Origin of the sequence: Thiohalobacter thiocyanaticus (assembly GCF_002356355.1) — a bacterium.
GTDB lineage: Bacteria > Pseudomonadota > Gammaproteobacteria > Thiohalobacterales > Thiohalobacteraceae > Thiohalobacter > Thiohalobacter thiocyanaticus_A.
In genome coordinates this window covers 1,984,684-2,011,247 of record NZ_AP018052.1, presented here as the reverse complement: position 1 = coordinate 2,011,247, position 26,564 = coordinate 1,984,684, and the positions used below count along the sequence as shown (strand labels likewise).

Here is a 26,564-nt window from a genome sequence, read left to right as displayed (position 1 = left end):
CGCGCTGCCGCTTGACAGTTCAACAGTCCTGTCTATGCTTCCCAAGGCGTATCAGCCAGGAGCTGATTCTCCGTCAGACGGCAGGGAGGTATAGCCGCCGTGCCCTGGCCCGGGACGATCCCAGCCCCGGACAGCAGAAGATACCCCATGCCCGCAGTTCAGCGGGCCAGCGTGCATGGCGGCCAGTCATGCAGGGGGTGGCGTCTGTCAATCCTGCAGACAGTCTCACGGCGTACGTGTGCTTCGAGGGTCCTGTCATCAAGGAGGTGACGCGTGGCCAGTGAACCCCGTAATCTGCTGTTCTGGGATCCGGTTCGCGTCGGGACGGATCTGGCCCTTCAACTCGGACAGGCCGGCTGGCGGATCTCGCTGGCCGGCAGTCTGGACGAAGCCCGTCAGCGCCTCGCCAGCCGCCACTGCCCGGTGGGCCTGGCGTGGCTCAATGCCAGCGCATCCCGCGCTTGTCGGGACTTCGAGCAGTTGCTGCTCGACAGCCAGACACAGACCCAGTGGCTGGCGCTGGTTCAACCGGAGGATGTCCGCTCCGATGCCCTGTCCCGGCTGCTGGCCGATGGCGTCTTCGATTTTCATACCTTCCCGGTCGATTCCAGGCGCCTGCTGGACAGCCTGGGGCACGCCGCCGGCGTGGCTGCCATCCGTGCCAGTGCCCATGCGACGGCCGCAGGCGATGCGGTCACCGCAGGCGGCATGGTCGGCAACAGCGCGTGCATGCGGCAGCTGTTCCGGCAACTCGACAAGATCGGGCAGGTCGAGGCACCGGTCCTGATCACCGGCGAATCCGGTTCCGGCAAGGAACTCACGGCGCTTGCGATTCATCGTCGCTCCCTGCGCGCCAGCGGACCGCTGGTGGCGGTCAATTGTGCAGCGCTGCCGGCCAGCCTGGTGCAGTCGGAACTGTTCGGGCATGAGAAGGGGGCCTTTACCGGGGCCGTCCGGCGCAAGATCGGCCGCATCGAGTCGGCAGCCGGCGGGACCCTGTTCCTGGACGAAATCGGCGACCTGCCGCTGGAGCAGCAGACCAGTCTGCTGCGCTTCCTGCAGGAAGGCACGGTGGACCGGGTTGGCGGCACCCAGCCGGTGCGCATCGATGCGCGCGTCATTGCCGCCACCCACCAGGACCTGGAACTGGCCGTGGATCAGGGGCGGTTTCGCGAAGACCTGTACTACCGGCTGAATGTGCTGCGGTTGCAGGTACCGCCGCTGCGGGAGCGGACCGAGGATATCGAGGCCCTGGCCTGGCAGCAGTTCGAGCGCTTCGGCCGGGAACGCGGAGTGCAGGTCAAGGGGTTCAGCGAGCAGGCCCTGCAGTGCCTGCTGCGCCACGACTGGCCCGGCAATGTGCGGGAACTGATCAACCGGGTGCGGCGGGCGATCGTGATGGCCGAGGGCAGGTTGATCACACCCGCCGACCTGGGGCTGGATCGGCGCAACGGCCGCCGGATGGTGCCTTCCCTGCAGCAGGTGCGGGCCGAAGCCGAGAGCCGGGCGATCCGCACCAGTCTGCGTCTGGCACGCAACAATCTCTCCGAGGCGGCACGCTCCCTGGGGATTTCCCGCGTCACCCTGTACCGGTTGCTGGACAAGCACCGGATCCCGATCGGGCAGACTCGGGAGCCGCCGCCCGCAGAGGGGATCAGGGAACTGCGCATCAATGGCGAGGCGTCACTCGAACCGGGAGGCTGGTCATGCAGTACGGGGCGCGGTTGAGTCTCCTGACGCTGACCCTGGTCCTGGTCATGCCCGGGTTCGCTGACGAGGCGGACTCCCTGGCGCAGCGGCTGGAACGCATGGAACGGCTGCTGGACCAGCAGCAACGCCAGTTGGAGCGCCAGGCAGCCACCATCGCTGCCCAGGAGCGGCGTCTGCAGCAGCAGCGCCGGGCACTCGACAGCCTGAACCGGCAGGCCCTGCCCGCGACCGCACTCGAGGACCGGCGTGGCGCCGGACCCGCCGCGGCGGCCCCGGCGGTGCAGGCAGCCTCTGCGCCGCCTGCGCAACCGGTCGGGACGGCACCGCCGGCGAGCGTGTCGGAGCCGCCCGAGGTGCGCGCCATTCCCGAACTGGGCGGTGTCCTCACGCCCCGGGGTCAGCTGATCCTGGAGCCGGGGCTGCAGTTCTCCAATTCCCAGATCAATCGTCTGACCTTCATCGGGGTGGAAATCCTGGAGGCCTTCCAGATCGGGCTGCTGGAAGCGGTGGACGTGGACCGGGATTACCTGGCCGTTTCCCTGACCGGCCGTTATGGTCTGACCGACCGGCTGGAACTGGAGGCGAAGCTGCCCTATGTCTATCGCAAGGACCGGCGGGTGGCGACCATCCCGGATGTGGAGGGCGAGGCCTTCAGCCGCACCCTGGACGGTGACAGTATCGGTGATCTGGAGCTTGCGCTGCACTACCAGTTAGACTGGCGCTGGCCGGGCAATATGTACTATGTCGGCAACCTGCGCTACAAGTCCGTGACCGGCCGGGGGCCGTTCGATGTCAACCGCAACGGCGACGGCATAGAGACCGAACTGGCAACAGGCTCGGGTTTTCATGCCCTGGAACCGAGTCTGACCCTGCTGTATCCCTCCGATCCCGCCGTGTTCTTCGCCAACCTGGGTTATCTCTGGCATATCGAGGACGATGTGAACAAGACCTTCGGCCAGCAGACCATCGGCAAGGTCGACCCCGGCGATGCGGTACGCCTGAGCTTCGGCATGGGCTATGCCATCAATCCGCGGGCCTCTTTCACCCTCGGCTACAAGCATGACTTCATCCAGGAGACCGACACTGAGATCAACGGCGTGAAGCTGTCGACCTCCAGTCTGGACGTCGGCGCCATGCTCCTCGGCTACGGTTTCCAGCTGACCGAACGCGCCGCGGTGAACCTCAACCTGGAACTGGGTGTGACCGCCGATGCCCCGGATGTGGTCATGACCCTGCGCCTGCCCTATACCTTCTGACCCCAAACGGGCTGAACAGTCCTTATTGCAGGGGCGCGGAACTGCGTCCCAGGTGGTTATTGAGGATGGCCTGACGAACCGTCTGCTGGAACTGGCTGAAGTTGCGGATGGTGACGTCCACCTGCGCCTCCTGGCGCAGGGCCGTATCGGTGGCACGGCCGACCAGGACGCCGAGGATGCGCTGGCGGGTCACCTCATGGATGGAGGCGGTCACGCCGCGGGCATCGTTCACCACAACCCGCCCGGCGTTGCCCAGGCCGTTGAGTTCGATGCCGCGGTTGGCCGCCGCTGGACGGCTGCCGGTCCGCGCTGCCGTGTCCGGCCCGGGGGACAGGGTGTCGAGTGCCCGCGGAATGGTCGTGGTGGTGCGCGTGCCGCGGTCCGTGACATTGACCAGGGTTTCCATGAGCAGGCGTCCGTCCTGGAAACTGCGCAGGGAGGCGCCGAATTCCATCTCCAGGCCGCGCAGGGAGAAACCGCCGCGCAGCGCAGCCAGGTCGGCAGCCGCGAGAACCTGGTCGGGGAAGGGGTCATGCGCATGACTCGTACCTGCGGCAAGCGTGAGGGCCAGCAGGAGGGCGGTGCTGTGCAGACTGCGGTATGTGGCCGGGGTGGGATTGAACATGTCGATCGCGCCTGTCAGCGGCCCAGTTCGAGCCGGCCGGGCAGGTTGAGCAGCAACGGGCTCATGCCCGCCTGGCGTGTCGGGGCATGGATGGGGGCCCGCGGCCAGTCGCGCCAGTCGCGTTCCAGGTTGAAATGGGTCCGGGCGGTCTCCAGTCGGCCGCGGGCGGCCAGCACCACCCCGTTCCAGATCCGCTCGAATTCAGCACGCGAAATGGCGACGTTGCCCGCGGCCGGGTCGGCCAGCAGTACCCGGCCGGACTGCACCCCCCGTACCACCACGAAGTGGCGATAGCCGCGGGTATTGACCAGTACGATCCCCGGCACGCCCAGTGCAGCCAGTTTGTCCAGGTCCATGCGAAAGCCATCGGTCTGCAGGCCGCGACGGTCCAGGTAGCGTTTCATGTCCAGCATGGAGAAGCCCTCGGCGCGGATCTTGGCCTGGTCGCCGGCCGCATACATCTCCTGGAACACCTGATCCTCACCTGCCGGCGAGGTGTAGTGATACGTGAGCAGGGTGGCCACGGCGGCCGAGCCGCAGCTGAAATCGTATTGTTGCCTGACCACCGTCTGCCAGCGTGCTTCGATCTGGCTTTCCACCGGCAGGGAAAAGGCGCCGGGAAAGGCATGCAGGCGCAGCTGGCCCGCGGCGCTGCCGGGCGCGACCAGGGCGGCGGACAGTGCCAGCAGCAGAGCAGGGCAGGGATGGAGACGCATGCCTGTCACTGCAGGTTGAAGTTCACGCCGATGGCAGCATCCACGGCATTGTTGCTGCCGGTGACGATATTGAACAGGCCGATGCCGCCGAAGTTGTCCAGGGCCCGCTCGGCGATGGTAACCGAGCCGCTGGTCATGGTGCCGGCCTCGATCAGGCTGCCGTTGACGGTGGCCTTGAGGTCCTGGTTGCTGGTGAGCGAGATATGACTGTCGCCGTCGCGTCCGCGCAGTGCATCCAGCCCCGCGCTGTCCAGCGGGGCAAGCTGTGCGAACTGGTCGGGTCCCGGTGTGGCCGCATCATCGGCGTGGACAGACTGGCTGGCGAAGACGAGGATGGTCCAGACCGACAGCATGACCAGTGCGCTGCTGAGTTTGAATTCTCGACTGGGGTGGCACATGGGCGTGTCCCTCTCATCCCGTGCGGTTGACGTGCAGGTGCGCGGGGACGATCTGCCGTCCCCGCGCAGACCCGAAGCGGACCTTATGCCTCAGGGCCCGTTGCCGATGCTCACACCCGAATGGGCAGCCACCGAAACGCCGCCCAGGGTGGAGTTGTACAGGCCGGAGGAGACATTGATGTTGGCAATGCCGCCGAAGGTGCCTGCGCCAGTGTCGACGCTAACGGCCCCGGTGGTCAGCGCACCGCCGTGACCGGCACCGCCGGCACCGCCATTGCCACCGGCGCCGCCGGTCCCGGCCGCATCGCCGGCCGTGGCCATACCGCCGATGCCGCCGTTGCCGCCGCCGCCGCCGCCGCCGCCGGTGCCGCTGGCATCCCCGGCGCTGGCGCTGCCGCCGGTCCCGCCGGCCCCGCCGTTGCCACCGGCCCCGCCGGTGCCGCCGGCTCCACCGGCGCCTGAGGCGTCGGCCGAGGTGGCATTGCTGCCGGTGGCGGTATTGCTGCCGGCATCACCACCGGCGCCGGCGGTGTTTTCGCTGCCGTCGGTGGCATTGCCGCCATCGGCGGTGTTGCCGCCGGAACTGGCATCGGCGCTGGAGGCAGAGGAATAGCCTTCACCGTAGCCGCCGTCACCGGCATGACCGCCGTCGTCGCCATCGCCACCTTCGGCGCCGCTGGCCGACAGCCCCAGGGAAACCCCGACCCCGGCCCCGCCGTCACCGCCGTCGTCGCCGTCACCACCGCCGCCGGCCAGCGCGGCCGAGACCCCTATACCGGCGCCGCCGGCATCGCCATGACCGCCGTCACCGCCGGTGCCGCCCAGGATGCGGACAGGGGCGCCGGTCACTTCGGAGCTCATGACCTGATACGAAATCACTTCCACGCTGTTGTTGAAGGATTCGCTGTAGGCCTCGGCCGTGCCGCCTGCGCCGCCGACGCCGGCCATGCTGGCGCTGCCGCCATTGCCGCCGGCACCACCCTGGACGGTGGCGCTGGTTTCGCCGTCCTCGCCGGCATCGGCGTTGCCGCCGTCGCCGCCGTTACCCCCGACCGCGTCGCCGCCCTGGCCGCCATTGGCGGTGGCCGTCGCGCTCGAGTCCGCCGAGGCACTGCTGCTCTCGGACAATACGTTTTTGGGGTTGGCATGCGCGCCGCCCCAGGCCATGACCAGGGCCAGGGCAGAGGCGGTGACCAACATCGGTTTGATTGTGTTCAACATGATCATTCTCCTTGTGGAATCAGTTACCGATGCTCACATCGGAGTGAGCCGCCACCGAGACGCCGCCCAGGGTGGAGTTGTACAGGCCGGAGGAGACATTGATGTTGGCAATGCCGCCGAAGGTGCCCGCGCCGGTGTTCACTGCCACTGAACCGGTGGTCAGCGCACCGCCGCTGCCTTCGCCGCCGTTGCCGCCGGCCCCGCCTGCGCCGCCGGTACCCGTGGCCGCGCCGGCTGTGGCCATGCCGCCGTCACCGCCGCTGCCACCGGCGCCGCCTGCGCCGCCGCTGCCTGTGGCCGCGCCGGCCGTGGCGCTGCCGCCGGTGCCGCCGTCACCGCCGCTGCCGCCGGCCCCGCCGGCCCCGCCGCCACCGCCGGCGCCGCTGGCATTACCGGCCGTGGCAGTGCCGCCGCTGGCACTGTTGCCGCCGGAGGTGCCGCCATTGCCGGCGGTGTTGGTGGCAGTGCCTTCGCCGCCCTCGCCACTGCTGGCATCGCCGCCGTCGGCGCTGTTGCTGCCGGCATAGCTGGAACCGGTGCTGGCCGTGGAGTCGGCATGACCGCTGCCGCCGTAGCCGCCGTCGCCGCCATCGTCACCGTCGCCGCCGTCAGCCGCACTTCCGGCAAGACCGACCGAGGCGCCGACGCCGAGGCCGCCGTCACCGCCGTCGTCACCGTCGCCGCCGCCGCCGGCCAGGCCGACCGAGGCGCCGACACCCAGTGCGCCGTCGCTGCCGTCGCCGCCCTGGCCGCCGGTGCCGCCCAGAATCCGGACCGGAGCGCCGGTGACAGTGGAGGTCATGGTCTGATAGGAGATCACCTCGATGTCGGAATTGAAGGATTCGCTGTTGGCCGTGGCAGTACCGCCCATCCCGCCGGCGCCGGCCGTATCGGCCGCGCCGCCGGCACCGCCTGCGCCGCCGGTGGCGGAATCGGCAGTGGCATCTCCGCCTTCACCGCCGTCACCGCCATAGACGTAGCCGCCGTCGCCGCCGTTGGCAGTGGCGGTCGCGGTCGACGTCACATGGGCGTCGTTGTCGTTGCCGAACTTGTTCTTGGGGTTCGCCTGCACCCCGGCTGCGTAGCTCAACACCAGGGCTGCGGCAGAGGCCGTCACCAGTGCCGGTCTGAATAGGTTTTTCATGTCCTGCTCCTTTGCTGTTGAGGGTTGTACACAGACGCAAGAGCAAGGCCTGTGCCATGGCGGCTGAATCCATGCAACTGACTGTTTTTTCTGGTGTTGGGAGAGGGCTGCGAGGTGAGGTGAGAAGCGGCGACGAGCTGGAGGTGTAATGACCTTGCAACAGTGCCTGCCGTGATGCACCTGCCGTTGACCGCAGGTGTTTGATCGGCAAGCGGATCGGCCTGTGGCTGCAGGGTGTCAAGCAGTTGCAACAACAGTTGTCCAACCGACATTGCATCCTGGTATTAAATACGCATAATCAGTATTGTACATTCATGAATGACGAACCTGGCAGAACAACAATCAATCACAGGGAGGAGGATATGATTTCGTTGTTGCTGGTGGATGATCATGACCTGGTGCGGGCAGGGATACGCCGTATCCTCGAGGATGACCCCAATGTGCGGGTGATCGGCGAGGCGAGTACCGGGGAGGAGGCGATCGAGGTGGTTCGCGATGCGCGTCCCGATATGGTCATCCTGGATGTGAACATGCCCGGTATCGGCGGGCTGGAAACCCTGCGCAAGCTGATCCAGATCCACCCGGAGATCCGCGTGATCGTGGTCACGGTGCATACCGACGAGCCCTTCCCCTCGCGCATGCTCGAGGCCGGCGCGCTGGGCTATCTCACCAAGTCATGCGCGGTCGAGGAGATCACCCAGGCCATCCTGAGCGTGATGCAGGGTGAGCGCTATCTGTGCGCCGAGGTGGCCCAGCAGATCGCGCTGTCCAAGCTCAATAACGGCGGGCGCTCGCCATTCGAGAAGCTGTCCCAGCGCGAGATCCAGGTGATGATGATGGTCACCCAGGGGCGCGGCATCCAGGAGATCTCCGATCGCCTGTGCCTGAGTCCGAAGACGGTCAATACCTATCGCTACCGGCTCTACGAGAAGCTCGGCGTGGACAACGACATCGAACTGATGCGCCTGGCGGTCAGCCACGGGGTGATCGAGATCGAGTCGGCCGGCGCCCGGCCCGGGGCCTGAGTCGGCGCGCGGTCTGACGTCCGGCCCGTTTTCTGGGATAATCCGGCTGTTTCCAGCTTGCGCCGATTACCCGATTTCCATGACGATCCAGACCCATTTCGACAGCGGCTGCCGGGCCTGCCCGCGGCTGGCTGAGTTTCTCGACGGCGTGAAGGCCGAGCATCCCGATTATCACGCCGCCCCGGTTGCCCCCTTCGGCGACGCGGCCGCACGGCTGTTGATCGTCGGCCTGGCGCCGGGCATGCACGGCGCCAATGCCACCGGGCGCCCCTTCACCGGTGACTACGCCGGCATTCTGCTGTACCGGACCCTCTACGAACAGGGGTTTGCCAGCGCGCCGGAGTCGCGTGCCCGCGGCGACGGTCTGCAACTGCGTGACTGTCGCATCACCAACGCGGTCAAGTGCCTGCCGCCGCAGAACAAACCCCAGACCACGGAGATCCGCGCCTGCAACGGCTATCTTGCGGCCGAACTCAAGGATCTGCCGGCCGGGGCTGTGGTACTGGCGCTGGGCAGGATCGCCCACGACGCGGTACTGCGTGCGCTCGGCTGCAAGCTCAGTGCCTACCGTTTCGCCCATGCCGCGGAACACCGACTGGATGACGGCCGCTGGCTGCTGGACTCCTACCACTGCAGTCGTTACAACACCCAGACCCGGCGCCTGACCGAAGCCATGTTCCAGGCCGTGGTCGCCCGCGCCCGTGGCCTGTTGCCCGCCTGATTGCGGATGAACGAAACCCGCGCCAGCCGTCCATTTGATGCGCAGGGATTTCTGCGCACCCTCACCCCGCGACCGGGTGTGTACCGCATGCTGGATGCGAACGGCGAGGTGCTGTATGTCGGCAAGGCGCGCAACCTCAAGCGCCGCCTGGCGAGTTATTTCCGCAAGTCGGGCCTGCCGATCAAGACCCAGGCCCTGATGGCACAGATGGCGGATATCGAGGTCACCGTCACTCATACCGAAAGCGAGGCCCTGATCCTCGAACACACCCTGATCAAGGCGCACCAGCCGCGCTACAACGTGCTGCTGCGCGACGACAAGAGCTATCCCTATATCTACATCTCCACCGATCAGGACTATCCGCGCATCACGGTGCATCGCGGCGCAAAGCGCGGCAAAGGCCGCTACTTCGGCCCCTATCCGAATGCCTCGGCGGTGCGCGAGAGCCTGCATCTGCTGCAGAAGGTGTTCCGGGTGCGCCAGTGCGAGGACAGCTTCTTCGCCAACCGTACCCGGCCCTGCCTGCAGTACCAGATCAAGCGTTGCACCGCCCCCTGCGTGGGCTATATCAGCCCTGGGGACTATGCCGAGGACGTTGATCTGACCATCCGTTTCCTGGAGGGGAAGAACACCGAACTCATCGACGAACTGGCCCAGCGCATGGAGGCGGCGGCAGAGGCGCTGGAATACGAGCAGGCGGCGCGCTATCGCGACCAGATCGCCAGCCTGCGCCGGGTGCAGGAGCGCCAGTACGTCAGCGGCGAGCGCGGCGATCTGGACATCGTCGCCGCGGTGCAACAGGGCGGGCTGGTGTGCGTGCAGGTGTTCTACATCCGCGCCGGGCGCAACCTGGGCAACAAGGTGTTCTTCCCGCGCGCGCCCGACCAGGCCGGCCTGGACGAGGTGCTGCACGCCTTCCTGGTGCAGTACTACCTCGAACACGAGGTCCCGCAGACCATTCTGCTCAACGCCGAACCGGAAGATCGTGAACTCATCGAGACCGTGCTGGCCGAGCGCGCCGGCCACCGGGTCGAGCTGCGCCACCGGGTGCGCGGCGAGCGCGCCCGCTGGCTGGCCATGGCCGAGCGCAATGCCGAGCACGCCCTGCAGGCGCGGCTGGCCAGCCGCAGCGGCATGCAGCAGCGCATGGAGGATCTGCAGCAGCTGCTCAACCTGGAGGAGCCGCCGGAACGCATCGAATGCTTCGATATCAGCCATACCCGTGGCGAGGCCACCGTGGCCTCCTGCGTGGTGTTCAACGCCGAGGGGCCGCTCAAATCCGACTACCGGCGCTTCAATATCGAGGGCATCGAGCCCGGCGACGACTACGCCGCCATGGCCCAGGCCCTGCAGCGACGCTATCTGCGGCTGCAGGAGGGGGAGGGCAAATTGCCCGACATCCTGCTCATCGACGGCGGCAAGGGCCAGGTCGGCATGGCGGTGAAGGTGCTGGAGGAGTTGCAGGTGCAGGGCGTGCTGATCGTCGGCGTGGCCAAGGGGCCGGAACGCCGGCCGGGACATGAGACCCTGATCGTCCCGGGCCGGGGCGAGTTGCACCCGCCGGCGGACTCGCGCGCCTTTCACCTGATCCAGCAGGTGCGCGACGAGGCTCATCGCTTCGCCATCACCGGCCACCGCCACCGCCGGGGCAAGGCTCGCACCAGCTCGCCGCTGGAGGGGATTCCCGGTGTGGGACCCAAGCGCCGGCAGCAGCTGCTGCGCCAGTTCGGCGGGCTGCGCGAGGTGGAGCGTGCCGGGGTCGAGGACCTGGCCCGGGTCAAGGGGATCAGCCGCGAACTGGCCCGGCAGATCTACGCCGCCTTTCACGGCGGCGAGGATTGAGTCTTCGACAGAGGATGGAAAATCGGGTTAGATACGACTGGCATCCACTTCAGCCACGTCATTCCCGCGAAGGCGGGAATCCAGTGCCTGGCAGCAAGGAGAGAGAATGGATCCCCGCCTTCGCGAGGATGACGGATTGGCTGAAATCCGGCATATGCAGCCACCATTCGGGTTATGGATACCTGTTCGTCCCACTTTCACTGAAAAGGGGGCAGAAGATAGCAGGTAATTATATCATCAATCTACTTTAATGAGTGTTTTTATCTTATTGATATTATGAATTATAATCTCCCCAATCTCCTTACCCTGCTGCGCCTGGCCCTGATCCCGGTCTTCGTGCTGGTGTTCTATCTCCCGTTCGGCTGGGCGCATGTGGCGGTCACTGCCATCTTCGGCATCGCCGCCCTGACCGACTGGCTGGACGGCTACCTGGCCCGGCGCTGGGAGGAGACCTCGGCCTTCGGCGCCTTTCTGGATCCGGTGGCGGACAAGTTGATGGTGGCCACGGCCCTGGTACTGCTGATCGAGCGGGTGCCGGTGGCCGGCATGCCGGGGGTGCTGATGGCCATCCCCGCCGCCGTGATCATCGGCCGCGAGATCACCATCTCCGCGCTGCGCGAATGGATGGCCGAGATCGGCGAGCGGGCCCGGGTGGCCGTCTCGGTGATCGGCAAGATCAAGACCACGGCCCAGATGATCGCCCTGCTGCTGCTGCTCTATCGCGAGCCGATCGCCGGTTTTCCCACGGCCATCGTCGGCATGATCTGCCTCTATATCGCCGCTATCCTGACCCTGTGGTCGATGATTCTCTACCTGCGTGCGGCCTGGCCGCTGCTGGTAAAATCCGACCTGTAGACTTAGTCCTGAATTCAACTCCTTAGCGGCTTGACAGCCGGGCGCGATAGGATAGAATACGCACCTTCTCGGGCGGGAATAGCTCAGTTGGTAGAGCACAACCTTGCCAAGGTTGGGGTCGCGAGTTCGAATCTCGTTTCCCGCTCCAAATTCCATCGGGGAAACCCCGGTCGTGGTCCAGGCGACCGGGGTTTTTTCGCTTCAAGGCACCACACCACACCCTGGCTGGGTGGCAGAGTGGCTATGCAGCGGACTGCAAATCCGTGTACCTCGGTTCGACTCCGGGCCCAGCCTCCATTTTCCTTCCCTTCTGCATCATCTGATTATCTGTACAATGCCAGACGTCATGCCCGGCCCGGGTGGCGAAATTGGTAGACGCAAGGGACTTAAAATCCCTCGGGGGCAACCCCGTGCCGGTTCAAGTCCGGCCCCGGGCACCAGTTCAAAATCACTCGCCTATCGTCCACAGTCAACAAGGAGCCAGGCAATGATCCAACCGATGCGCGACGGCCTGTTCATGACCATTCTCCTGTTCATCGGTGGCCTGCTTCCGGTCGTCTCCATGGCCGGGGCAGAACTGGACAACCGCACGGCAATCGGCGATCTCGAGCAGGTCAGGGCTGTCTACGATGTGCGGAAATCGAGTGCGAACGCGCTGGATTTCTATCTCGGGGCCATCATCACCAACATCGACAATCTCGACAAGGAAGGTGTGGAGTCGGACCTGGTGATGGTTTTCATCTCCCATTCGGTGAAGTTCATCAACACCGAGCCGACATTGGAGACGCAGGCGGACTATGGCCCGGCGTTGGAGAGCATCGCCAAGCGCATCACCAGACTGCAGGAGATGGGGGTGCGTATGGAGGCCTGCAATGGTGCGACTGCCGCCTTCAACGTGGACAACGACACCCTGCTGCCGGGCATTGAGCCGGTACGCAGCGGCTTCATCAGCCTGATGGGCTACCAGAACAACGGCTATGCACTGATCCCGGTATACGATTGATCTGCCATCGATGATCCGATGAACGAACCCGCCGGTGAGGCGGGTTTTTTTCGCAAAGGAGCGGTTTGTGGCTGATTGATCAGGCCGCCACCTGCTGCTCCAGTGCCTCGTTGTACTCGCCGCTGCTTGCCAGCGCATTCAGCCTGGCCCGGGCCAGCAGTGCCTTGCGCGCCGGGTCGAGATTGGCCGGCTCGCCCTGCCAGATCTTCAATGCCGGATTCTGCAGGGCGCGTGCAAAGGAAAACGTCAGTCGCCAGGGCAGGGCACGTTCGCGTGCCAGCAGGTTCATGGCATTGAGATGGCGGGTGGCCTCTTCGTCGCCCTGGCCGCCGGACAGAAAGGCGATGCCGGGCACAGCCGCGGGCACGGTCTGCTGCAGACAGCGCAGGGTCTGTTCGGCGACTTCCTCCATCGGGGCGCGCTGCGGGCAGTCGGTGCCGGAGATCACCATGCTGGGCTTGAGCACCATGCCGGCGAAGTCCACGTCCTGGCGATACAGCTGATCGAACACCCGACGCTGGGTCTCGACCGTGACATCATAGCTGGTCTCGAGGGTATGCGCGCCGTTGATCAGCACCTCGGGCTCGACGATCGGTACCAGCCCGGCCTCCTGGCACAGGGCGGCGTAGCGGGCCAGGGCATGGGCGTTGGCCTGCAGGCAGGCGATGCTGGGCTTGAACTCGCCGATGGTGATCACCGCGCGCCATTTGCAGAAGCGCGCGCCGAAGCCCCGGTATTCCTCCAGCCGTTCGCGCAGGCCGTCCAGCCCCTCGGTGACCTTCTCACCGGCATGCAGGGCCAGTTCCTTCGCCCCGGTGTCGACCTTGATACCGGGCATGATGCCCTGCTGCTGCAGCAGTTGCGGGAAGCTCACGCCCTCGGCGCTCTGCTGGCGCAGGGTCTCGTCATAGAGGATGGCGCCGCTGATGTAGTCGCCGAGTCCCGGTGTGCCCAGCAACAGGCTGCGGTAGGCGATGCGGTTCTCCTCCGTGTTCTCGACCCCCACGGCCTCCAGCCGTTTGCCGCAGGTAGGGGTGCTCTCGTCCATGGCCAGGATCCCCTTGCCGGGTGCAACCATGGCGCGGGCGGTTTCGCGTAGAGAGGGAGTGTTCATCGAAACACCTCCTTGGCTGATGCAGTGTGGTCTCGACTGCGTGATTCAATCCTTGAACCATAGTTGGCGTGCCGGAGCAGGACAAAAAATATCTGTTTATGACCTTGCCGGGAATCTCATAAACTCAGGCAATCGGCCCGGCCGCACCACAACCCTGAGGAGAAGGCAGGAAACGGCTTGGCAATTTCCCGCCATAACCTGCTGTTTTCCCAATTTATACCGGAAGTTGAAAACTTGCGGCTTGTCCAATCCGGGCTAGAGTTCCTAGTATGGGTAAGGCCAGCGACAGCTACAGGAGCCGCAGCGATGGATTACTCCGCCACACTGCTCATGACCGGGTTCGTTACGCATGATGTGAAACGCTACATCGTGGAATGGCCCGAGGGGCTCGACTACGCGCCGGGTCAGGGGGTGGAGTTGGCGATCGATGAACCCGACTGGCGGGAGGAGGGGCGCCCCTTCACCCCGACCGCCATCAAGGGTGACCGGGTGCTCGAATTCACCATCAAGAGTTATCCCGACCATCAGGGCATGACCCAGCACCTGCGCGACATCAAACCCGGCAGCCGGCTGCTGATGAGTGAATCCTTCGGTACCATCCGCTACAAGGGCCCGGGGGTGTTCATCGCCGCCGGTGCCGGCATCACGCCTTTTCTCGCGATTCTGCGCGATCTGGCCGCACGCGGTGAGCTCGGTCAGAGTCAGCTGCTGTTCTCCAACAAGACGCCGGCGGATGTGATCTGCGAGCGCGAACTGCGGCACTATTTCGGCACGCATGGGTGGTTCACCTGCACCCAGGAAAGCGCGCCGGGCTATGCCGACCAACGCATCGACAAGGCGCTGCTGCAGACACGGATCAGCGACTTCGGGCAGAACTTCTATGTCTGCGGTCCGCCGGGCTTCACCGACTCAGTCAATCAGGCCCTGAGCGAACTCGGCGCCGATCCGGATGCGGTCGTGTTCGAGCAATGACCCCGGCGGACTTCGACAGGACACAGGAATGACATCGATACGGTTGTGGCTGGCGGCGGCTCTGCTGGCGCTGACGTCGGCAGTGCAGGCCCAGGGGGCGGCCGTGCTGCTGGACATCGAGGGCGGCATCGGGCCGGTCACGGCGGATTTCATCGAACGGGGTCTGGCCAGCGCCGAAGCCGAAGGCGCCGAACTGGTGATCCTGCGCCTGGACACCCCGGGCGGACTGGATACCTCCATGCGTTCCATCATCAAGGCCATCCTCAATTCGCCGGTGCCGGTGGCGAGCTTCGTGGCCCCGCGCGGGGCGCGGGCGGCCAGCGCCGGCACCTATATCCTGTATGCCAGCCATATCGCCGCCATGGCGCCGGGGACCAACCTGGGCGCGGCCACGCCGGTGAACCTGATCGACGATGGCGGCGGCATGCCGAAACCGCCGGGCCAGCCCGATCAGGACGCTGCCCAGGAAGGCGAGCAGGCAGCGGCGGAGCCGGGCGATGCCAAGCAGCGCAAGGCGGTCAACGACGCCGTGGCCTATATCCGCTCGCTGGCGCAGCTGCGCGGGCGCAATGCCGACTGGGCCGAGCAGGCGGTGCGTGAGGCGGCCAGCCTGGCGGCAGAGGAGGCGCTGGAGCGGGAGGTGATCGATCTGGTGGCAGCCAATCTGACCGAACTGATGCAGGCGCTCGATGGCTACGAGTTCGAGATCCAGGGCGAGACGCGCACCCTGGCCACCCGGGACATGCAGATCGAGACCATCGAACCCGACTGGCGCACCCGCCTGCTGGCGGTGATCGCCGACCCCAACATTGCCTATATCCTCATCCTGCTCGGCTTCTACGGGCTGTTGCTGGAATTCTACAACCCGGGCTTCATCGTCCCCGGCGTGGTCGGCGCCATCTCGCTGATCCTGGCCCTGTTCGCGCTGCAGGTACTGCCGGTGAACTATGCCGGGCTGGGCCTGATCATCCTCGGCATCATCTTCATGTCGGCCGAGGCCTTCGTGCCCAGTTTCGGGGCGCTGGGCATCGGCGGGCTGATCGCCTTCGTCATCGGTTCCATCATGCTGATCGACACCGACGCGCCCGGCTACGGCATCTCGCCGGCGCTGATCGCCACGGTGAGCGTGACCAGCGCCGCCTTCTTCATTTTCGTGCTGGGCATGGTGGTCAAGGCGCGGGAGCGGCCTGTCGTCAGCGGTCAGGAGCAGATGATCGGTGCCCTGGGCACGGCGCGCGAGGATTTCAGCGACCGCGGCTGGGTGCATGTGCATGGTGAGAACTGGCGCGCCCGGGCCGTTCGGCCGGTGCGGCAGGGCCAGCGGATACGTGTCACCGGCATGGATGAACTGCTGCTGGAAATCGAACCGATCGAGGAGGAGTGAGGCCATGGTCGGTACTGCAACTCTCAATCTGGCGTTGTCACGCTGAAGGAGTCCTGGTATGCCGATTACGATCGTCACCATCGCCGCACTGGTCCTGGCACTGGTGTTTTCCATGTTCCGCATTCTGCGCGAATACGAGCGCGGCGTGATCTTCATGCTCGGCCGGTTCTGGAAAGTGAAAGGGCCGGGTCTGATCATCGTCATTCCCTTCATCCAGCAGATGGTGCGGGTGGATTTGCGCATCGTGGTGATGGATGTGCCCAGCCAGGACGTCATCTCCCAGGACAACGTCTCGGTGAAGGTCAATGCGGTGCTCTACTTCCGGGTGATCGACTCTGAACGTGCCATCATCCAGGTCGAGGACTACTATTCCGCCACCAGCCAGCTGGCCCAGACCACGCTGCGCTCGGTGCTGGGCAAGCACGACCTGGACGAGATGCTGTCGGAGCGCGACAAGCTCAACAACGATATCCAGGAACTGCTGGATTCCCAGACCGATGCCTGGGGCATCAAGGTCTCGAACGTGGAGATCAAGCACGTGGACCTGGACGAGAGCATGATCCGCTCCATTGCCAAGCAGGCCGAGGCCGAGCGGGTGCGCCGGGCCAAGGTGATCCACGCCGAGGGCGAGATGCAGGCCTCGGAAAAGCTGGCCGAGGCCTACAAGGTACTGGCCAGTCAACCCGGTTCGATCCAGCTGCGCTATCTGCAGACCCTGACCGACATCGCCGGCGAGCAGAACTCGACCATCGTCTTCCCGGTGCCGATGGACCTGATCAAGCCGATGCTGGATGCCATCGGCGGCAAGTCGCAGCAGAGTTAGACCCAGGGCAGCAGCGCACCCACCTCGCGCCGGTAGCGTCGATAGGGCTCGCCGAAGTGTCCGGCGAGCTCGCGCTCCTCGAGCATTACACCCAGGGCGATATAGCCGGTCAGCCCCAGGGCCAGCGCCAGGTGGCCCGCGCTCATCTCCGGCGTGGCCCAGATTCCGATCAGGATGCCCAGCATCATGGGATGACGACTGTAGCGGTACATCCACTTGCGCACGAACGGCACCGGCCTGTACTGCCTGCCGCGCAGATGCAGCCAGGCCTGGCGCAGGCCGAACAGGTCATAGTGATCGGTAACGTAGGTCGCAGCCACCAGGTACAGCCAGCCGAAGGCGAACAGCCCCCACATGGCGGCGCGTGCCAGTGGATCGGCGACCGTCCAGATCATCCTGTCCAGCGGCTGCCACAGCCATATCACCAGCCCAGTGTCAGCGCCGCGGCCAGCACATAGGTGCTGCATGAGGCCGATGTCCCGGCAACGGACGCCCGACGGCGGTCTGTCGGGCCAGACCGGGGTATCTGTTCCGACTTCAGCCGCCGGGTTCAGCGCAAACCGGCCTCGGCGCAGCCAAGCCGGCCGCCGTCATACGTGACGCAGAACGGGATGCGCCGGCGCATGGCTCGGAAGTGAGGCTTCGACGCCGGAGGCCAGGTGGCACGCCGGGACCGCAGGAAGCCGGGGCTGAGGCTCAGACCTTGCCCTGGGCGCGGGAGAATTCGAGCATGCGCTCGATGGGGACGAGGGCCCTGCGGCGCACTGTCTCGTCGATGTGGATTTCGTGGCCGCTGCCGTTTTCCAGCACTGCGGCGAGGTTTTCCAGGCTGTTCATGGCCATCCAGGGACAGTGGGCGCAGCTGACGCAGGTGGCGCTTTCGCCGCCGGTGGGGACAGCGATCAGCTGCTTGTCCGGGGCGGCCTCGTGCATCTTGTGAAAGATACCCATGTCGGTGGCCACGATCAGCGTCTTCGCCGTGGATGCCTGCGCCGCCTTGATCAGCTGGGTGGTCGAGCCGATGGCATCGGCCATGTCCAGCACCTCGGCCGGGGATTCGGGATGGGCGATCAGTTCGGCCTCGGGATGCTCAGCCATCAGGCGCTTGAGCTCGCTGGCCTTGAATTCGTCATGCACCACGCAGAAGCCCTGCCAGTTGAGGATGTCGGCGCCGGTCTTCTGCTGCACGTAGCGGCCCAGATGACGGTCGGGCGCAAAGATGATCTTCTCGCCCCTGGCGTGCAGGTGGGCGACGATATCGACCGCGTTGGAGGAGGTCACCACCCAGTCGGCGCGGGCCTTCACCTCGGCGCTGGTGTTGGTATAGACCACCACGGTGCGGTCCGGGTGCTGGTCGCAGAAGGCGCTGAAGGCGTCGATGGGACAACTCAGGTCGAGCGAGCATTCCGCGCCCAGGTCGGGCATCAGCACCCGTTTCTCGGGATTGAGGATCTTGGCGGTCTCGCCCATGAAGCGCACACCGATCACCACCAGGGTGGTGGCGGCATGCTTGTTGCCGTAATCGGCCATGCCCAGCGAGTCGCCGACATAGCCGCCGGTGGCATCGGTCAGTATCTGCAACTGCTCATCGACATAGTAATGGGTGATGAGCACGGCGTTGTTGGCCTCGAGCAGGCCCCTGATACGATCGATAAGGGCGTCACGCTGCTCAGGAGTGAGATCCCGCGGGCGCGGTGCATGCAGGGCCTTGCCGCGGATCTCCTCGACCAGTTCTACCGGAATGTCGTTGGCACTGCCCATGGTGACTTGCTCCAACTCGCAGGAAGACGTCCGCAGCGCGGCATCGGGCATCCCCGATGCTACCTGCGCTCCCGCAATAGTAGCACCGGCTCCGAATGGTCAGAAGTTGGCCTCATGGGGTATGCCGTCGCTATCCCCTTGGGGGAGTTTCAGCAGGCAGGGACATTGCTGTCCCCGCGCCGGCGGTGGTGGCGTTGCGGGCCGGTTCAGCTTGCCAGTGCCAGTTCCGGTTCGCTCCGGTTGCGGACCGTCAGGCCGTGGAGGTCGGCAAAGCGCAGGATGTCATCGACCAGCCCCGGCTGCGAGTCGGCCAGTGCCTTGGCCACCCGCAGGCACTTGATGCCGTCGCGCATTACCGGTGCCAGGGCATCCGAATAGCGCAGCCGCCGGTCGCGGCCGAAACTGGCCAGGTTGCCGGCGAAGCGCTCGGCCCAGTTATGCGGCCGCAGGGGTGTGTTATTGTCGGTCTGTCCAATGATAAAGAGATACAGATCCTCTTGTGACATTAATTTAAGTTTCATCCTTAAAGTTATGAATTAACAATTTATTCTTTCGGATAAATGATAAGCATCCGTAATGAATAACTGACAAATATTATAATGTACTTATCTATTAACCGCAATAATCTTATTGGTGCATCAGGCAGTCTTATGGGCGCCATGACCAGGTCGGGAGGTTGTCAGTGGAAGCCTTTGCCTATGCCCGGGCACGGTTGAGTGCGCCGGAACTGCAGCGGTTCGTCCGCATCGAAACCCTGCCGCAATGGTGCGCGGGCATCGCCGAGGTGCTCGAGCACAGTGGCGAGCGTGGCGAGATCAGCTGCCTGTGGGGACGGTTCCGGGTGCATCGGGAGGTGATACGGGACGGCATCCGCTTCTCCCTGCCGGGGTGTCCCAATGCCCTGCAATGGACGCTGACGGTGGAGAACGCCGGCAGCGAAGGACGCATTACCGTGCATTGCAGCATCAACCGGGCCGAGCCGGACCCGGATTTCGCCGCATCCATCGAGGAATTCGTGCGCGACTGGCGGCAGGGCCTGGAGCAGGGCTGGGAGAGCGCCCGGCAGCGGGTTTCCCGAGTGCCGGGCGAGAGCGAGTGCATGCCCTGGTATGGTTGATGCGATTCAGCACCGCTGCTCAATCCTCCCCCATCAAGGGGGGAGGAAGGTGAGGCGTGTTCACCGGTCCTGTGTCCGGCCTGCCTGCGCCAGGGCCTGCAGGATCTCCCGGTCGGTGTCGTTCACGTACAGGGTGCGGTGCGGGAAGGGGATCTCGATGCCGCGGGCATCAAAGGCGTATTTCAGCCGGCGGCGGAACTCCCGGCCCACTGCCCACTGCTGGATGGGCCGGGTCTTGAGCCGGCCCTTGATGACCACTGCCGAGTCGGCAAAGTTGTCCAGTCCGAACACCTCGATGGGTTCGACAATGAGGGCGCCGAAGTGCTCGTCCGCGGCCAATTCCTCGCCGACCTCCCGGATGATCCCGATGACGGTATCCACGTCCTCCTTGTAGGCCACGCCGATGTCGAACACATAGCCGGACCACTCGCGGGTCATATTGGACAGTGTGGTGATGGTGCCGTTGGGAAAGACGTGCACGGTACCGGAGAGATCGCGCAGCACCAGGGTGCGGAAATTGATGGCCTCGACCAGGCCGCCGGTGCCGTTGATGATGGCCACGTCACCCAGCCGCACCTGATTCTCCAGGATGATGAAAAAGCCGGCGATGACGTCGCGCACCAGGTTCTGGGCGCCGAAGCCCACGGCCAGGCCGACGATGCCGGCACTGGCGAGAATAGGGGCGATGTCCACGCCGAGCTCGCGCAGGATGATCAGCAGGGCAACGACCCAGATCACGATGCGGATGCCCTGGCGCAGCAGCCGGATCAGGGTCTCGGCCCGCTTGCTTGCCTCGGTCAGGCTCTCATCGGCACCCTGGCCACGCCGGACCAGCCGCTGTTCCAGCCGGCGCAGGCCGAGTCGGGCCAGCAGCATCAGCCCCCACATCAGGACCAGGATGAGGAGGATTCGCAGACTGGTGAGGATCAGGACTTCCCAGTCGAATTCCTCCAGCAGCAGGTTGATCAGATCCATCAGTCACGCCTTTGTCTGTATCCGGGAATCCTGATCAAGAGTAGGGAATGACGTATGAGGGGACAACCCGGTGGGCGGGAAGCGGCCGCGGGTTTATGACGATTTCCGTCAAAAACAAGTCACCATGGCATGAAACCGTACTTGTTCCACGTGCGCGTGGATCCTGATCGCGGCTGCGGGGAGTGGATTCCGCTCGATTGATGTCTCAAACTTGAGTCTGAAGCGGATTGGCGCAGGAATTGCCTTCTTTTTTCGTAAAACACGGCCAGATCCATTCCATGGAAGACAGAGTCAAACTCAAGAGTATGCAGCGGCTGTGGGCGGACTCCCAGTTGAGCGGCCACAACGGCGCCTATCTGGATGCGCTCTATGACCGTTACCTGGAGGATCCGGCCCAGGTCGAGGAGCACTGGCGTACCTTCTTCGATACCCTGCCTGCCGTCGATGCCCGCCAGCGCGAGGCCTCGCACACCCCGGTGCGGGAACAGTTCCGTTCACTCGCACGCCGGCCTTCCAGCCGCGGCGCGCCGGCTGCCGCGGCTTCCCACGAGGAAAAACAGATCCGGGTGCTGCAGCTGATCAATGCCCATCGCTTCCGCGCCCATCAGATCGCTGACATCGACCCGCTGGGCCTGCGCGAACGGCCGCACATCCCCGAGCTCGAACCCGCCCATCACGGACTGACCGAGGCCGACCTGGACCGGATCTTCGATACCGGCTCTCTGGCCGGGGTGGAGCGGGCCAGCCTGCGCGAGATACTGGAGTTGCTCGAGTGTACCTATGCCGGTCATATCGGCGCCGAGTACATGCATATCACCGAGACCGGCGAGAAGCGCTGGCTGCAGCAGCGGCTGGAATCCTGCGCCGGGCCGCCGCGCTTCTCCGACGAGACCCGCCAGCGCATCCTCGACCGGCTGACTGCCGCCGAGGGGCTGGAGCGCTACCTGCACAATCGTTATGTGGGCCAGAAGCGCTTCTCGCTGGAGGGCGGCGACAGCCTGATCCCCATCCTGGACGAATTGATCCAGCGCGGCGGCGTCCACGGGGTGAAGGAACTCGTCATCGGCATGGCGCACCGCGGCCGGCTCAACGTGCTGGTCAACATCATGGGCAAGACCCCGGCCGAACTGTTCCAGGAATTCGAGGGCAGGGCCGGGCACGAGGGCAGTGGGTCGGGCGACGTGAAGTACCACCTCGGCTTTTCCTCGGACATCCAGACCCGGGGCGGGCCGGTGCATATCAACCTGGCCTTCAATCCCTCGCATCTGGAGATCGTCGATCCGGTGGTCGAGGGCTCGGTGCGGGCACGCCAGGACCGGCGTCGGGATACGGAGGGCACCAGCGTGGTGCCGGTACTGATCCACGGCGACGCCGCCTTTGCCGGGCAGGGCGTGGTGATGGAAACCTTCAACATGTCGCAGTCGCGCGGCTATTCCACCAAGGGCACGGTGCACCTGGTGGTCAACAACCAGATCGGCTTCACCACCTCATACCAGCGCGATGCCCGCTCGACCCAGTACTGCACCGACATTGCCAAAATGGTCAATGCGCCCATCCTTCACGTCAACGGCGACGATCCCGAGGCAGTGCTGTTCGTGACCCGGATCGCGCTGGACTATCGCATGACCTACCACAAGGATGTGGTCATCGACCTGGTCTGCTACCGCCGCCACGGCCACAGCGAGGCCGACGAACCCACCGCCACCCAGCCCCTGATGTACCAGTCGATCAAGCACAAGCCCTCGGCACGCAGCCTGTATGCCCAGACCCTGATCGACGCAGGCCTGATCGAGCCGGATGCTCCCGAACAGATGCTGCAGGCGTATCGGGACGCGCTCGATGCCGGGCGCAGTGTGGTGAAGGAGCTCATTCCCGCCGAGCAGTCGCCGTATCCGCATGCGGTCGACTGGAAGCCCTACATCGGTCAGTCCTGTACCACAGAAGTGAACACGGCCATCGACGCTGCCCGCCTGAAGCAGCTCTGGCAGGGTCTGTCGCGTCTGCCCGAGGGATTCGAGATCCATTCCAACGTGGGCAAGATCATGGAGAACCGGCGCAAGATGACCGCCGGCGCCCTGTCCATCGACTGGGGCTATGCCGAGACCATGGCCTACGCCTCGCTGCTGACCGAGGGTTATCCGGTGCGTCTGTCGGGGCAGGACAGCGGACGCGGCACCTTCTTCCATCGGCATGCCGTGATCAGCAACCAGGTCGACGGCACGCCCTATGTGCCGTTGCGCAATATCAGCGCGGACCAGGCCAATTTCCTGGTCATCAACTCGCTGCTCTCGGAGGAGGCCGTGCTGGCGTTTGAATACGGCTATGCCACCACTGATCCCGGCACCCTGGTGATCTGGGAGGCCCAGTTCGGCGATTTCGCCAACAACGCGCAGGTGGTGATCGATCAGTTCATCAGTGCCGGCGAGCAGAAATGGAACCGGCTGTGCGGGCTGGTGATGCTCCTGCCGCACGGCTACGAAGGGCAGGGCCCGGAGCATTCCTCGGCCCGCCTGGAGCGCTACCTGCAACTGTGCGCGGAGCAGAACATCCAGGTCTGCGTGCCGACCACGCCGGCGCAGATCTTTCACCTTCTGCGCCAGCAGATGCTCAACACCTGCCGCAAGCCGCTGGTGGTCATGACGCCGAAGAGCCTGCTGCGTCACCGCCTTGCGGTCAGCCGGCTGGAGGATATGACCGAGGGCGGATTCCACGCCGTCATTCCGGAGGTCGACGAGCTCGACCCCGCAGCGGTCAACCGGGTGATCCTGTGCAGCGGCAAGGTTTACTACGACCTGCTGGAGAAGCGCCGCGAGGTGGAACTGAACGATGTCGCCATCATCCGCCTGGAGCGGCTCTATCCCTTCCCGGAAGGCATTCTGCGCCGGACCCTGGAGCAGTATCCCAACGTGGAAACCTACATCTGGTGCCAGGAGGAGCCCAAGAACCAGGGCGCCTGGTATTCCACCCAGCATCATCTGTATGCCTCCCTGCCCTGTGACGCGCCGCTGGAATATGCCGGCCGGCCTTTTTCCGCTGCCCCTGCGGTCGGCTACAACTGGCTGCATGTGCAGCAGCAGCACCGGCTGGTGGCCGAGGCGCTGGGGCTGGAGAGTACAGGTACAGGCCAGTGAACAGTCAATAACAGGAACACGCCCATGTCAGTCGAAATCAAGGTTCCCAGCTTCCCCGAATCGGTCGCCGACGGCACTGTGCTGCGCTGGAACAAGCGGCCCGGCGAAGCGGTCGCGCGTGACGAGACCCTGGTGGAGATCGAGACCGACAAGGTTGTCTTCGAGGTTCCCGCGCCGGCCGCCGGCGTGCTCGAGGGTATCGAGCAGGGCGAGGGTGAAGTGGTGACCTCCGGCCAGGTCATCGGCCGCCTGCGCGAGGGTGGAACGGCGGAGGCCACCGCCGCCGCTTCACCAGCAGCCGGCGGAACGGAGGCGGACAGCGAGAACCGCGGCGCGAATCCGCCGGTCTCACCCTCGGCGCGACGGCTGCTGGAACAACACGGCATTGAAGCCTCGCAGGTGACCGGCACGGGTAAGGACGGACGCATCCTCAAGGAGGATGTGGAACAGCACCTCGAACACGGCAGTGAGGTGACGACGGCCGATCAGGCCCGGCAGGAGGCTGCGCAGACCCGTCCGCAGAAGGCCCCCGCACCGCCGCCGCCGGAACCGGCGGCAGCCGCCGCTGCCGGGGCCGGAGGACGCGAGGAGAAGCGCGTGCCCATGACCCGCCTGCGCGCACGGGTGGCGGAGCGCCTGCTTGAGGCGCAGCACAATGCCGCCATCCTGACGACGTTCAACGAGGTCGACATGCAGCCGGTCATGCAGCTGCGCCAGCGCTATCGCGAGGCCTTCGAGACGCGTCACGGCGTGAAACTCGGGTTCATGTCCTTTTTCGTCAAAGCGGCCGTGGAGGCGCTGCGTCGGTTCCCGGAGGTCAATGCCTCCATCGACGGCAATGATGTTGTCTACCACGGTTATTTCGACATCGGCATCGCGGTCAGTTCGCCACGCGGCCTGGTGGTGCCAATCCTGCGCGATGCCGACGCGCTCGGCCTGGCCGAGATCGAAGGCCGCATCCTGGACTTTGCCCAACGGGCGCAGCAAGGGCGGCTGGAACTGGATGAGATCACGGGCGGCACCTTCACCATCACCAACGGCGGCGTGTTCGGCTCCATGCTGTCCACCCCCATCATCAATCCGCCCCAGAGCGGCATTCTCGGCATGCACAGGATCCAGGAGCGGCCGATGGCCGAGAACGGCGAAGTGGTCATCCGCCCGATGATGTACCTGGCACTGAGCTACGATCATCGCCTGATCGACGGCCGCGAGGCGGTGCAGTTTCTGGTCACCATCAAGGATATGATCGAGGATCCGGCACGCCTGCTGCTGGATGTCTGACGGGATACCTGACGGCATGTCAGGGGGGAAGAGCGCATGACGGACAAATACGATGTGGTGGTGATCGGTGCCGGACCGGCCGGCTATGTGGCCGCGATCCGCTGTGCCCAGCTGGGGCTTGCCACGGCCTGCGTGGATGAGTGGGTCACCCCGCAGGGCAGGCCGGCCCTGGGCGGAACCTGTCTGAATGTCGGCTGCATTCCCTCCAAGGCCCTGTTGGAATCCTCCGAACTCTATGTCCGGGCGCAGCAGGAACTGTCCACGCACGGGGTACTGTGTCAGGGCGTGAAGCTCGATCTGGCGGCCATGATGGCACGCAAGGACAAGGTGGTGCAGGAACTGACCCAGGGCATCGAGCAGTTGTTCAAGTCCAATGCCGTCACCTGGCTGGCGGGCCGGGGCCGGCTGGTGTCGGGCACACAGGTCGAGGTTACCCCGGCCGGCGGTAAACCACAGACGCTGGAGGCCGGCCATGTCATTCTTGCGCCCGGCTCCGCACCGGTGGAAATCGACCACATCCCGCTGACCGATGACCTGATCGTCGACTCCGCCGGGGCGCTGGCCTTCGACAGCGTGCCCAGGCGACTGGGCGTGATCGGTGCCGGCGTGATCGGGCTGGAACTGGGCAGCGTCTGGCAGCGCCTGGGCAGCGAAGTGATCCTGCTCGAGGCCCAGGAACAGTTTCTGTCCATGACCGATGCGCAGCTCGGCAGGGAGGCGCTGCGCCAGTTCCGCAAGCAGGGACTGGATATCCGCCTGGGGGCGCGTGTCACCGAGTGCGAGATCAAACGCAGCAAGGTGCATATCGAATACGAGGACGCGAAGGGCAGGGAGCAGGAACAGGTCGATCGGCTGATCGTGGCGGTCGGGCGGCGTCCCAATACCCAGGGCCTGGCCAGTGATGAGAGCCAACTGCTGCTGGACGAGTGGGGGTTCATCCATGTCAATGAGCAATGCCGCACCAACCTGCCCACGGTCTATGCCATCGGTGATGCCGTGCGCGGCCCGATGCTGGCACACAAGGGCTCGGAAGAAGGTGTGATGGTGGCCGAACTGATCGCCGGGCATCATGCTTCCCTGAACTACGATGCCATCCCCTCGGTCATCTATACCCAGCCCGAGATCGCCTGGGCGGGCAAGACCGAACAGGCCCTGAAGACAGAGGGGGTTGAGTACCGCAGCGGTGTCTTTCCCTTCGCCGCCAGCGGCCGTGCCCGCGCCGCCGGTCAGACCGATGGCTTCATCAAGTTGCTGGCCGATGCCGATACCGACCGCCTGCTGGGGGCGCACATGATCGGACCGCATGCCTCGGAGTTGATCGCCCAGGCCGTGCTGGCCCTGGAGATGCAGGCCAGCGCGGAAGACGTCATGCTCACTGTGTTTGCCCATCCGACCCTGTCGGAGTCCTTCCACGAGGCCGCCCTGGCCGTGCATGACCGCGCCATTCATGTCGCCCGGCCGCGGCGAGGGAAATAACAGCGTGTAGGATG

24 protein-coding genes and 3 tRNA genes are annotated in these 26,564 nt (G+C 65.2%); 17 read left to right on the top strand and 10 right to left on the bottom strand.

The window, feature by feature from the left end; all coding sequences use genetic code 11:
• Window positions 1-273 precede the first annotated feature (273 nt).
• Both CFK21_RS09300 and CFK21_RS09295 read left to right on the top strand, forming a co-directional pair.
• The gene (locus tag CFK21_RS09300) at window positions 274-1,728 is read left to right on the top strand and encodes a sigma-54 dependent transcriptional regulator (RefSeq protein WP_096366398.1); all 1,455 of its coding nucleotides are present in this window, start codon (window positions 274-276) and stop codon (window positions 1,726-1,728) included.
• The gene (locus tag CFK21_RS09295; RefSeq protein ID WP_096366397.1) at window positions 1,707-2,966 is read left to right on the top strand and encodes a transporter; all 1,260 of its coding nucleotides are present in this window, start codon (window positions 1,707-1,709) and stop codon (window positions 2,964-2,966) included. The genes CFK21_RS09300 and CFK21_RS09295 overlap by 22 nt, the downstream gene beginning before the upstream one ends.
• A gap of 22 nt (window positions 2,967-2,988) precedes the next feature.
• Here the strand turns inward: CFK21_RS09295 and CFK21_RS09290 are convergent, their stop codons facing one another.
• The 5 genes from CFK21_RS09290 to CFK21_RS15230 form a co-directional block, all read right to left on the bottom strand.
• Complete coding sequence (locus CFK21_RS09290) at window positions 2,989-3,591, bottom strand: hypothetical protein (protein ID WP_096366396.1); 603 nt, start codon at window positions 3,589-3,591, stop codon at window positions 2,989-2,991.
• 14 nt (window positions 3,592-3,605) lie between these two features.
• Window positions 3,606-4,307, bottom strand: coding sequence for a C39 family peptidase (locus CFK21_RS09285; RefSeq protein WP_096366395.1), 702 nt, complete (start codon window positions 4,305-4,307; stop codon window positions 3,606-3,608).
• A 5-nt stretch (window positions 4,308-4,312) separates the two neighbouring features.
• Complete coding sequence (locus tag CFK21_RS09280) at window positions 4,313-4,705, bottom strand: hypothetical protein (RefSeq protein WP_096366394.1); 393 nt, start codon at window positions 4,703-4,705, stop codon at window positions 4,313-4,315.
• A 90-nt stretch (window positions 4,706-4,795) separates the two neighbouring features.
• Entirely contained in the window at window positions 4,796-5,926 is a 1,131-nt protein-coding gene (locus tag CFK21_RS15575; protein ID WP_157745576.1) for a hypothetical protein, read from the bottom strand.
• A gap of 19 nt (window positions 5,927-5,945) precedes the next feature.
• Window positions 5,946-7,070 (bottom strand): hypothetical protein, encoded by a 1,125-nt coding sequence (locus CFK21_RS15230; RefSeq protein ID WP_157745573.1) that lies wholly within the window; start codon window positions 7,068-7,070, stop codon window positions 5,946-5,948.
• 362 nt (window positions 7,071-7,432) lie between these two features.
• Here CFK21_RS15230 and uvrY point away from each other — a divergent pair, with 362 nt between their 5' ends.
• The 8 genes from uvrY to CFK21_RS09225 all read left to right on the top strand — a co-directional run bounded on the left by uvrY (window position 7,433) and on the right by CFK21_RS09225 (window position 12,516).
• Window positions 7,433-8,095 (top strand): UvrY/SirA/GacA family response regulator transcription factor, encoded by a 663-nt coding sequence (uvrY, locus tag CFK21_RS09260; RefSeq protein WP_096366393.1) that lies wholly within the window; start codon window positions 7,433-7,435, stop codon window positions 8,093-8,095.
• A 79-nt stretch (window positions 8,096-8,174) separates the two neighbouring features.
• Window positions 8,175-8,816 carry a uracil-DNA glycosylase gene (locus CFK21_RS09255; RefSeq protein WP_096366392.1) on the top strand — a complete coding sequence of 214 codons (642 nt, stop codon included), beginning with the start codon at window positions 8,175-8,177 and terminating at the stop codon, window positions 8,814-8,816.
• A gap of 6 nt (window positions 8,817-8,822) precedes the next feature.
• A complete protein-coding gene (gene uvrC, locus CFK21_RS09250) occupies window positions 8,823-10,658 on the top strand; it encodes an excinuclease ABC subunit UvrC (protein WP_096366391.1) in 1,836 nt (611 codons plus the stop codon).
• A 276-nt stretch (window positions 10,659-10,934) separates the two neighbouring features.
• The gene (pgsA, locus tag CFK21_RS09245) at window positions 10,935-11,513 is read left to right on the top strand and encodes a CDP-diacylglycerol--glycerol-3-phosphate 3-phosphatidyltransferase (RefSeq protein ID WP_096366390.1); all 579 of its coding nucleotides are present in this window, start codon (window positions 10,935-10,937) and stop codon (window positions 11,511-11,513) included.
• A gap of 72 nt (window positions 11,514-11,585) precedes the next feature.
• Window positions 11,586-11,661, top strand: a tRNA-Gly gene (locus tag CFK21_RS09240).
• 75 nt (window positions 11,662-11,736) lie between these two features.
• Window positions 11,737-11,810 (top strand) — tRNA-Cys (locus CFK21_RS09235).
• Between the two features lie 56 nt (window positions 11,811-11,866).
• A tRNA-Leu gene (locus tag CFK21_RS09230) sits at window positions 11,867-11,953 on the top strand.
• Between the two features lie 47 nt (window positions 11,954-12,000).
• Window positions 12,001-12,516 carry a DsrE family protein gene (locus tag CFK21_RS09225; protein ID WP_157745570.1) on the top strand — a complete coding sequence of 172 codons (516 nt, stop codon included), beginning with the start codon at window positions 12,001-12,003 and terminating at the stop codon, window positions 12,514-12,516.
• Window positions 12,517-12,595: 79 nt separating this feature from the next.
• Here the strand turns inward: CFK21_RS09225 and CFK21_RS09220 are convergent, their stop codons facing one another.
• Window positions 12,596-13,630 carry a class I fructose-bisphosphate aldolase gene (locus CFK21_RS09220; protein WP_096366389.1) on the bottom strand — a complete coding sequence of 345 codons (1,035 nt, stop codon included), beginning with the start codon at window positions 13,628-13,630 and terminating at the stop codon, window positions 12,596-12,598.
• Window positions 13,631-13,936: 306 nt separating this feature from the next.
• On the opposite strand from CFK21_RS09220, the gene CFK21_RS09215 reads away from it, so the two are divergent.
• The 3 genes from CFK21_RS09215 to CFK21_RS09205 are packed head-to-tail and all read left to right on the top strand — an operon-like array spanning window position 13,937 to window position 16,809.
• Entirely contained in the window at window positions 13,937-14,602 is a 666-nt protein-coding gene (locus CFK21_RS09215) for an FAD-binding oxidoreductase (RefSeq protein WP_096366388.1), read from the top strand.
• A gap of 28 nt (window positions 14,603-14,630) precedes the next feature.
• Window positions 14,631-15,986: an NfeD family protein gene (locus CFK21_RS09210; RefSeq protein ID WP_096366387.1), complete on the top strand. Its 1,356-nt coding sequence runs from the start codon at window positions 14,631-14,633 to the stop codon at window positions 15,984-15,986.
• A 58-nt stretch (window positions 15,987-16,044) separates the two neighbouring features.
• A complete protein-coding gene (locus CFK21_RS09205; RefSeq protein WP_096366386.1) occupies window positions 16,045-16,809 on the top strand; it encodes a slipin family protein in 765 nt (254 codons plus the stop codon).
• On the opposite strand, the gene CFK21_RS09200 is transcribed toward CFK21_RS09205, so the two are convergent.
• The 3 genes from CFK21_RS09200 to CFK21_RS09190 form a co-directional block, all read right to left on the bottom strand.
• Window positions 16,806-17,234, bottom strand: a complete 429-nt coding sequence (locus CFK21_RS09200) for a methyltransferase family protein (RefSeq protein WP_157745567.1) — start codon at window positions 17,232-17,234, stop codon at window positions 16,806-16,808. The two genes, CFK21_RS09205 and CFK21_RS09200, sit on opposite strands and share 4 nt — an antisense overlap.
• A 271-nt stretch (window positions 17,235-17,505) precedes the next feature.
• Entirely contained in the window at window positions 17,506-18,621 is a 1,116-nt protein-coding gene (gene nadA / locus CFK21_RS09195) for a quinolinate synthase NadA (RefSeq protein WP_231971489.1), read from the bottom strand.
• Window positions 18,622-18,776: 155 nt separating this feature from the next.
• Entirely contained in the window at window positions 18,777-19,076 is a 300-nt protein-coding gene (locus CFK21_RS09190) for a DUF3579 domain-containing protein (RefSeq protein WP_157745564.1), read from the bottom strand.
• Between the two features lie 176 nt (window positions 19,077-19,252).
• Between CFK21_RS09190 and CFK21_RS09185 the strand changes: the two genes are divergently transcribed.
• A complete protein-coding gene (locus CFK21_RS09185; RefSeq protein WP_096366382.1) occupies window positions 19,253-19,687 on the top strand; it encodes a hypothetical protein in 435 nt (144 codons plus the stop codon).
• A gap of 60 nt (window positions 19,688-19,747) precedes the next feature.
• On the opposite strand, the gene CFK21_RS09180 is transcribed toward CFK21_RS09185, so the two are convergent.
• Complete coding sequence (locus CFK21_RS09180; RefSeq protein ID WP_096366381.1) at window positions 19,748-20,662, bottom strand: mechanosensitive ion channel family protein; 915 nt, start codon at window positions 20,660-20,662, stop codon at window positions 19,748-19,750.
• A gap of 278 nt (window positions 20,663-20,940) precedes the next feature.
• Here CFK21_RS09180 and CFK21_RS09175 point away from each other — a divergent pair, with 278 nt between their 5' ends.
• Genes CFK21_RS09175 through lpdA form a run of 3 tightly spaced genes read left to right on the top strand, consistent with a single transcriptional unit; the run spans window position 20,941 to window position 26,550 of the window.
• Entirely contained in the window at window positions 20,941-23,793 is a 2,853-nt protein-coding gene (locus tag CFK21_RS09175; protein ID WP_197702935.1) for a 2-oxoglutarate dehydrogenase E1 component, read from the top strand.
• A gap of 24 nt (window positions 23,794-23,817) precedes the next feature.
• Window positions 23,818-25,074 carry a 2-oxoglutarate dehydrogenase complex dihydrolipoyllysine-residue succinyltransferase gene (gene odhB / locus CFK21_RS09170; protein ID WP_096366379.1) on the top strand — a complete coding sequence of 419 codons (1,257 nt, stop codon included), beginning with the start codon at window positions 23,818-23,820 and terminating at the stop codon, window positions 25,072-25,074.
• A gap of 36 nt (window positions 25,075-25,110) precedes the next feature.
• Window positions 25,111-26,550, top strand: a complete 1,440-nt coding sequence (gene lpdA / locus CFK21_RS09165; protein WP_096366378.1) for a dihydrolipoyl dehydrogenase — start codon at window positions 25,111-25,113, stop codon at window positions 26,548-26,550.
• The last annotated feature ends 14 nt before the right edge of the window (window positions 26,551-26,564 follow it).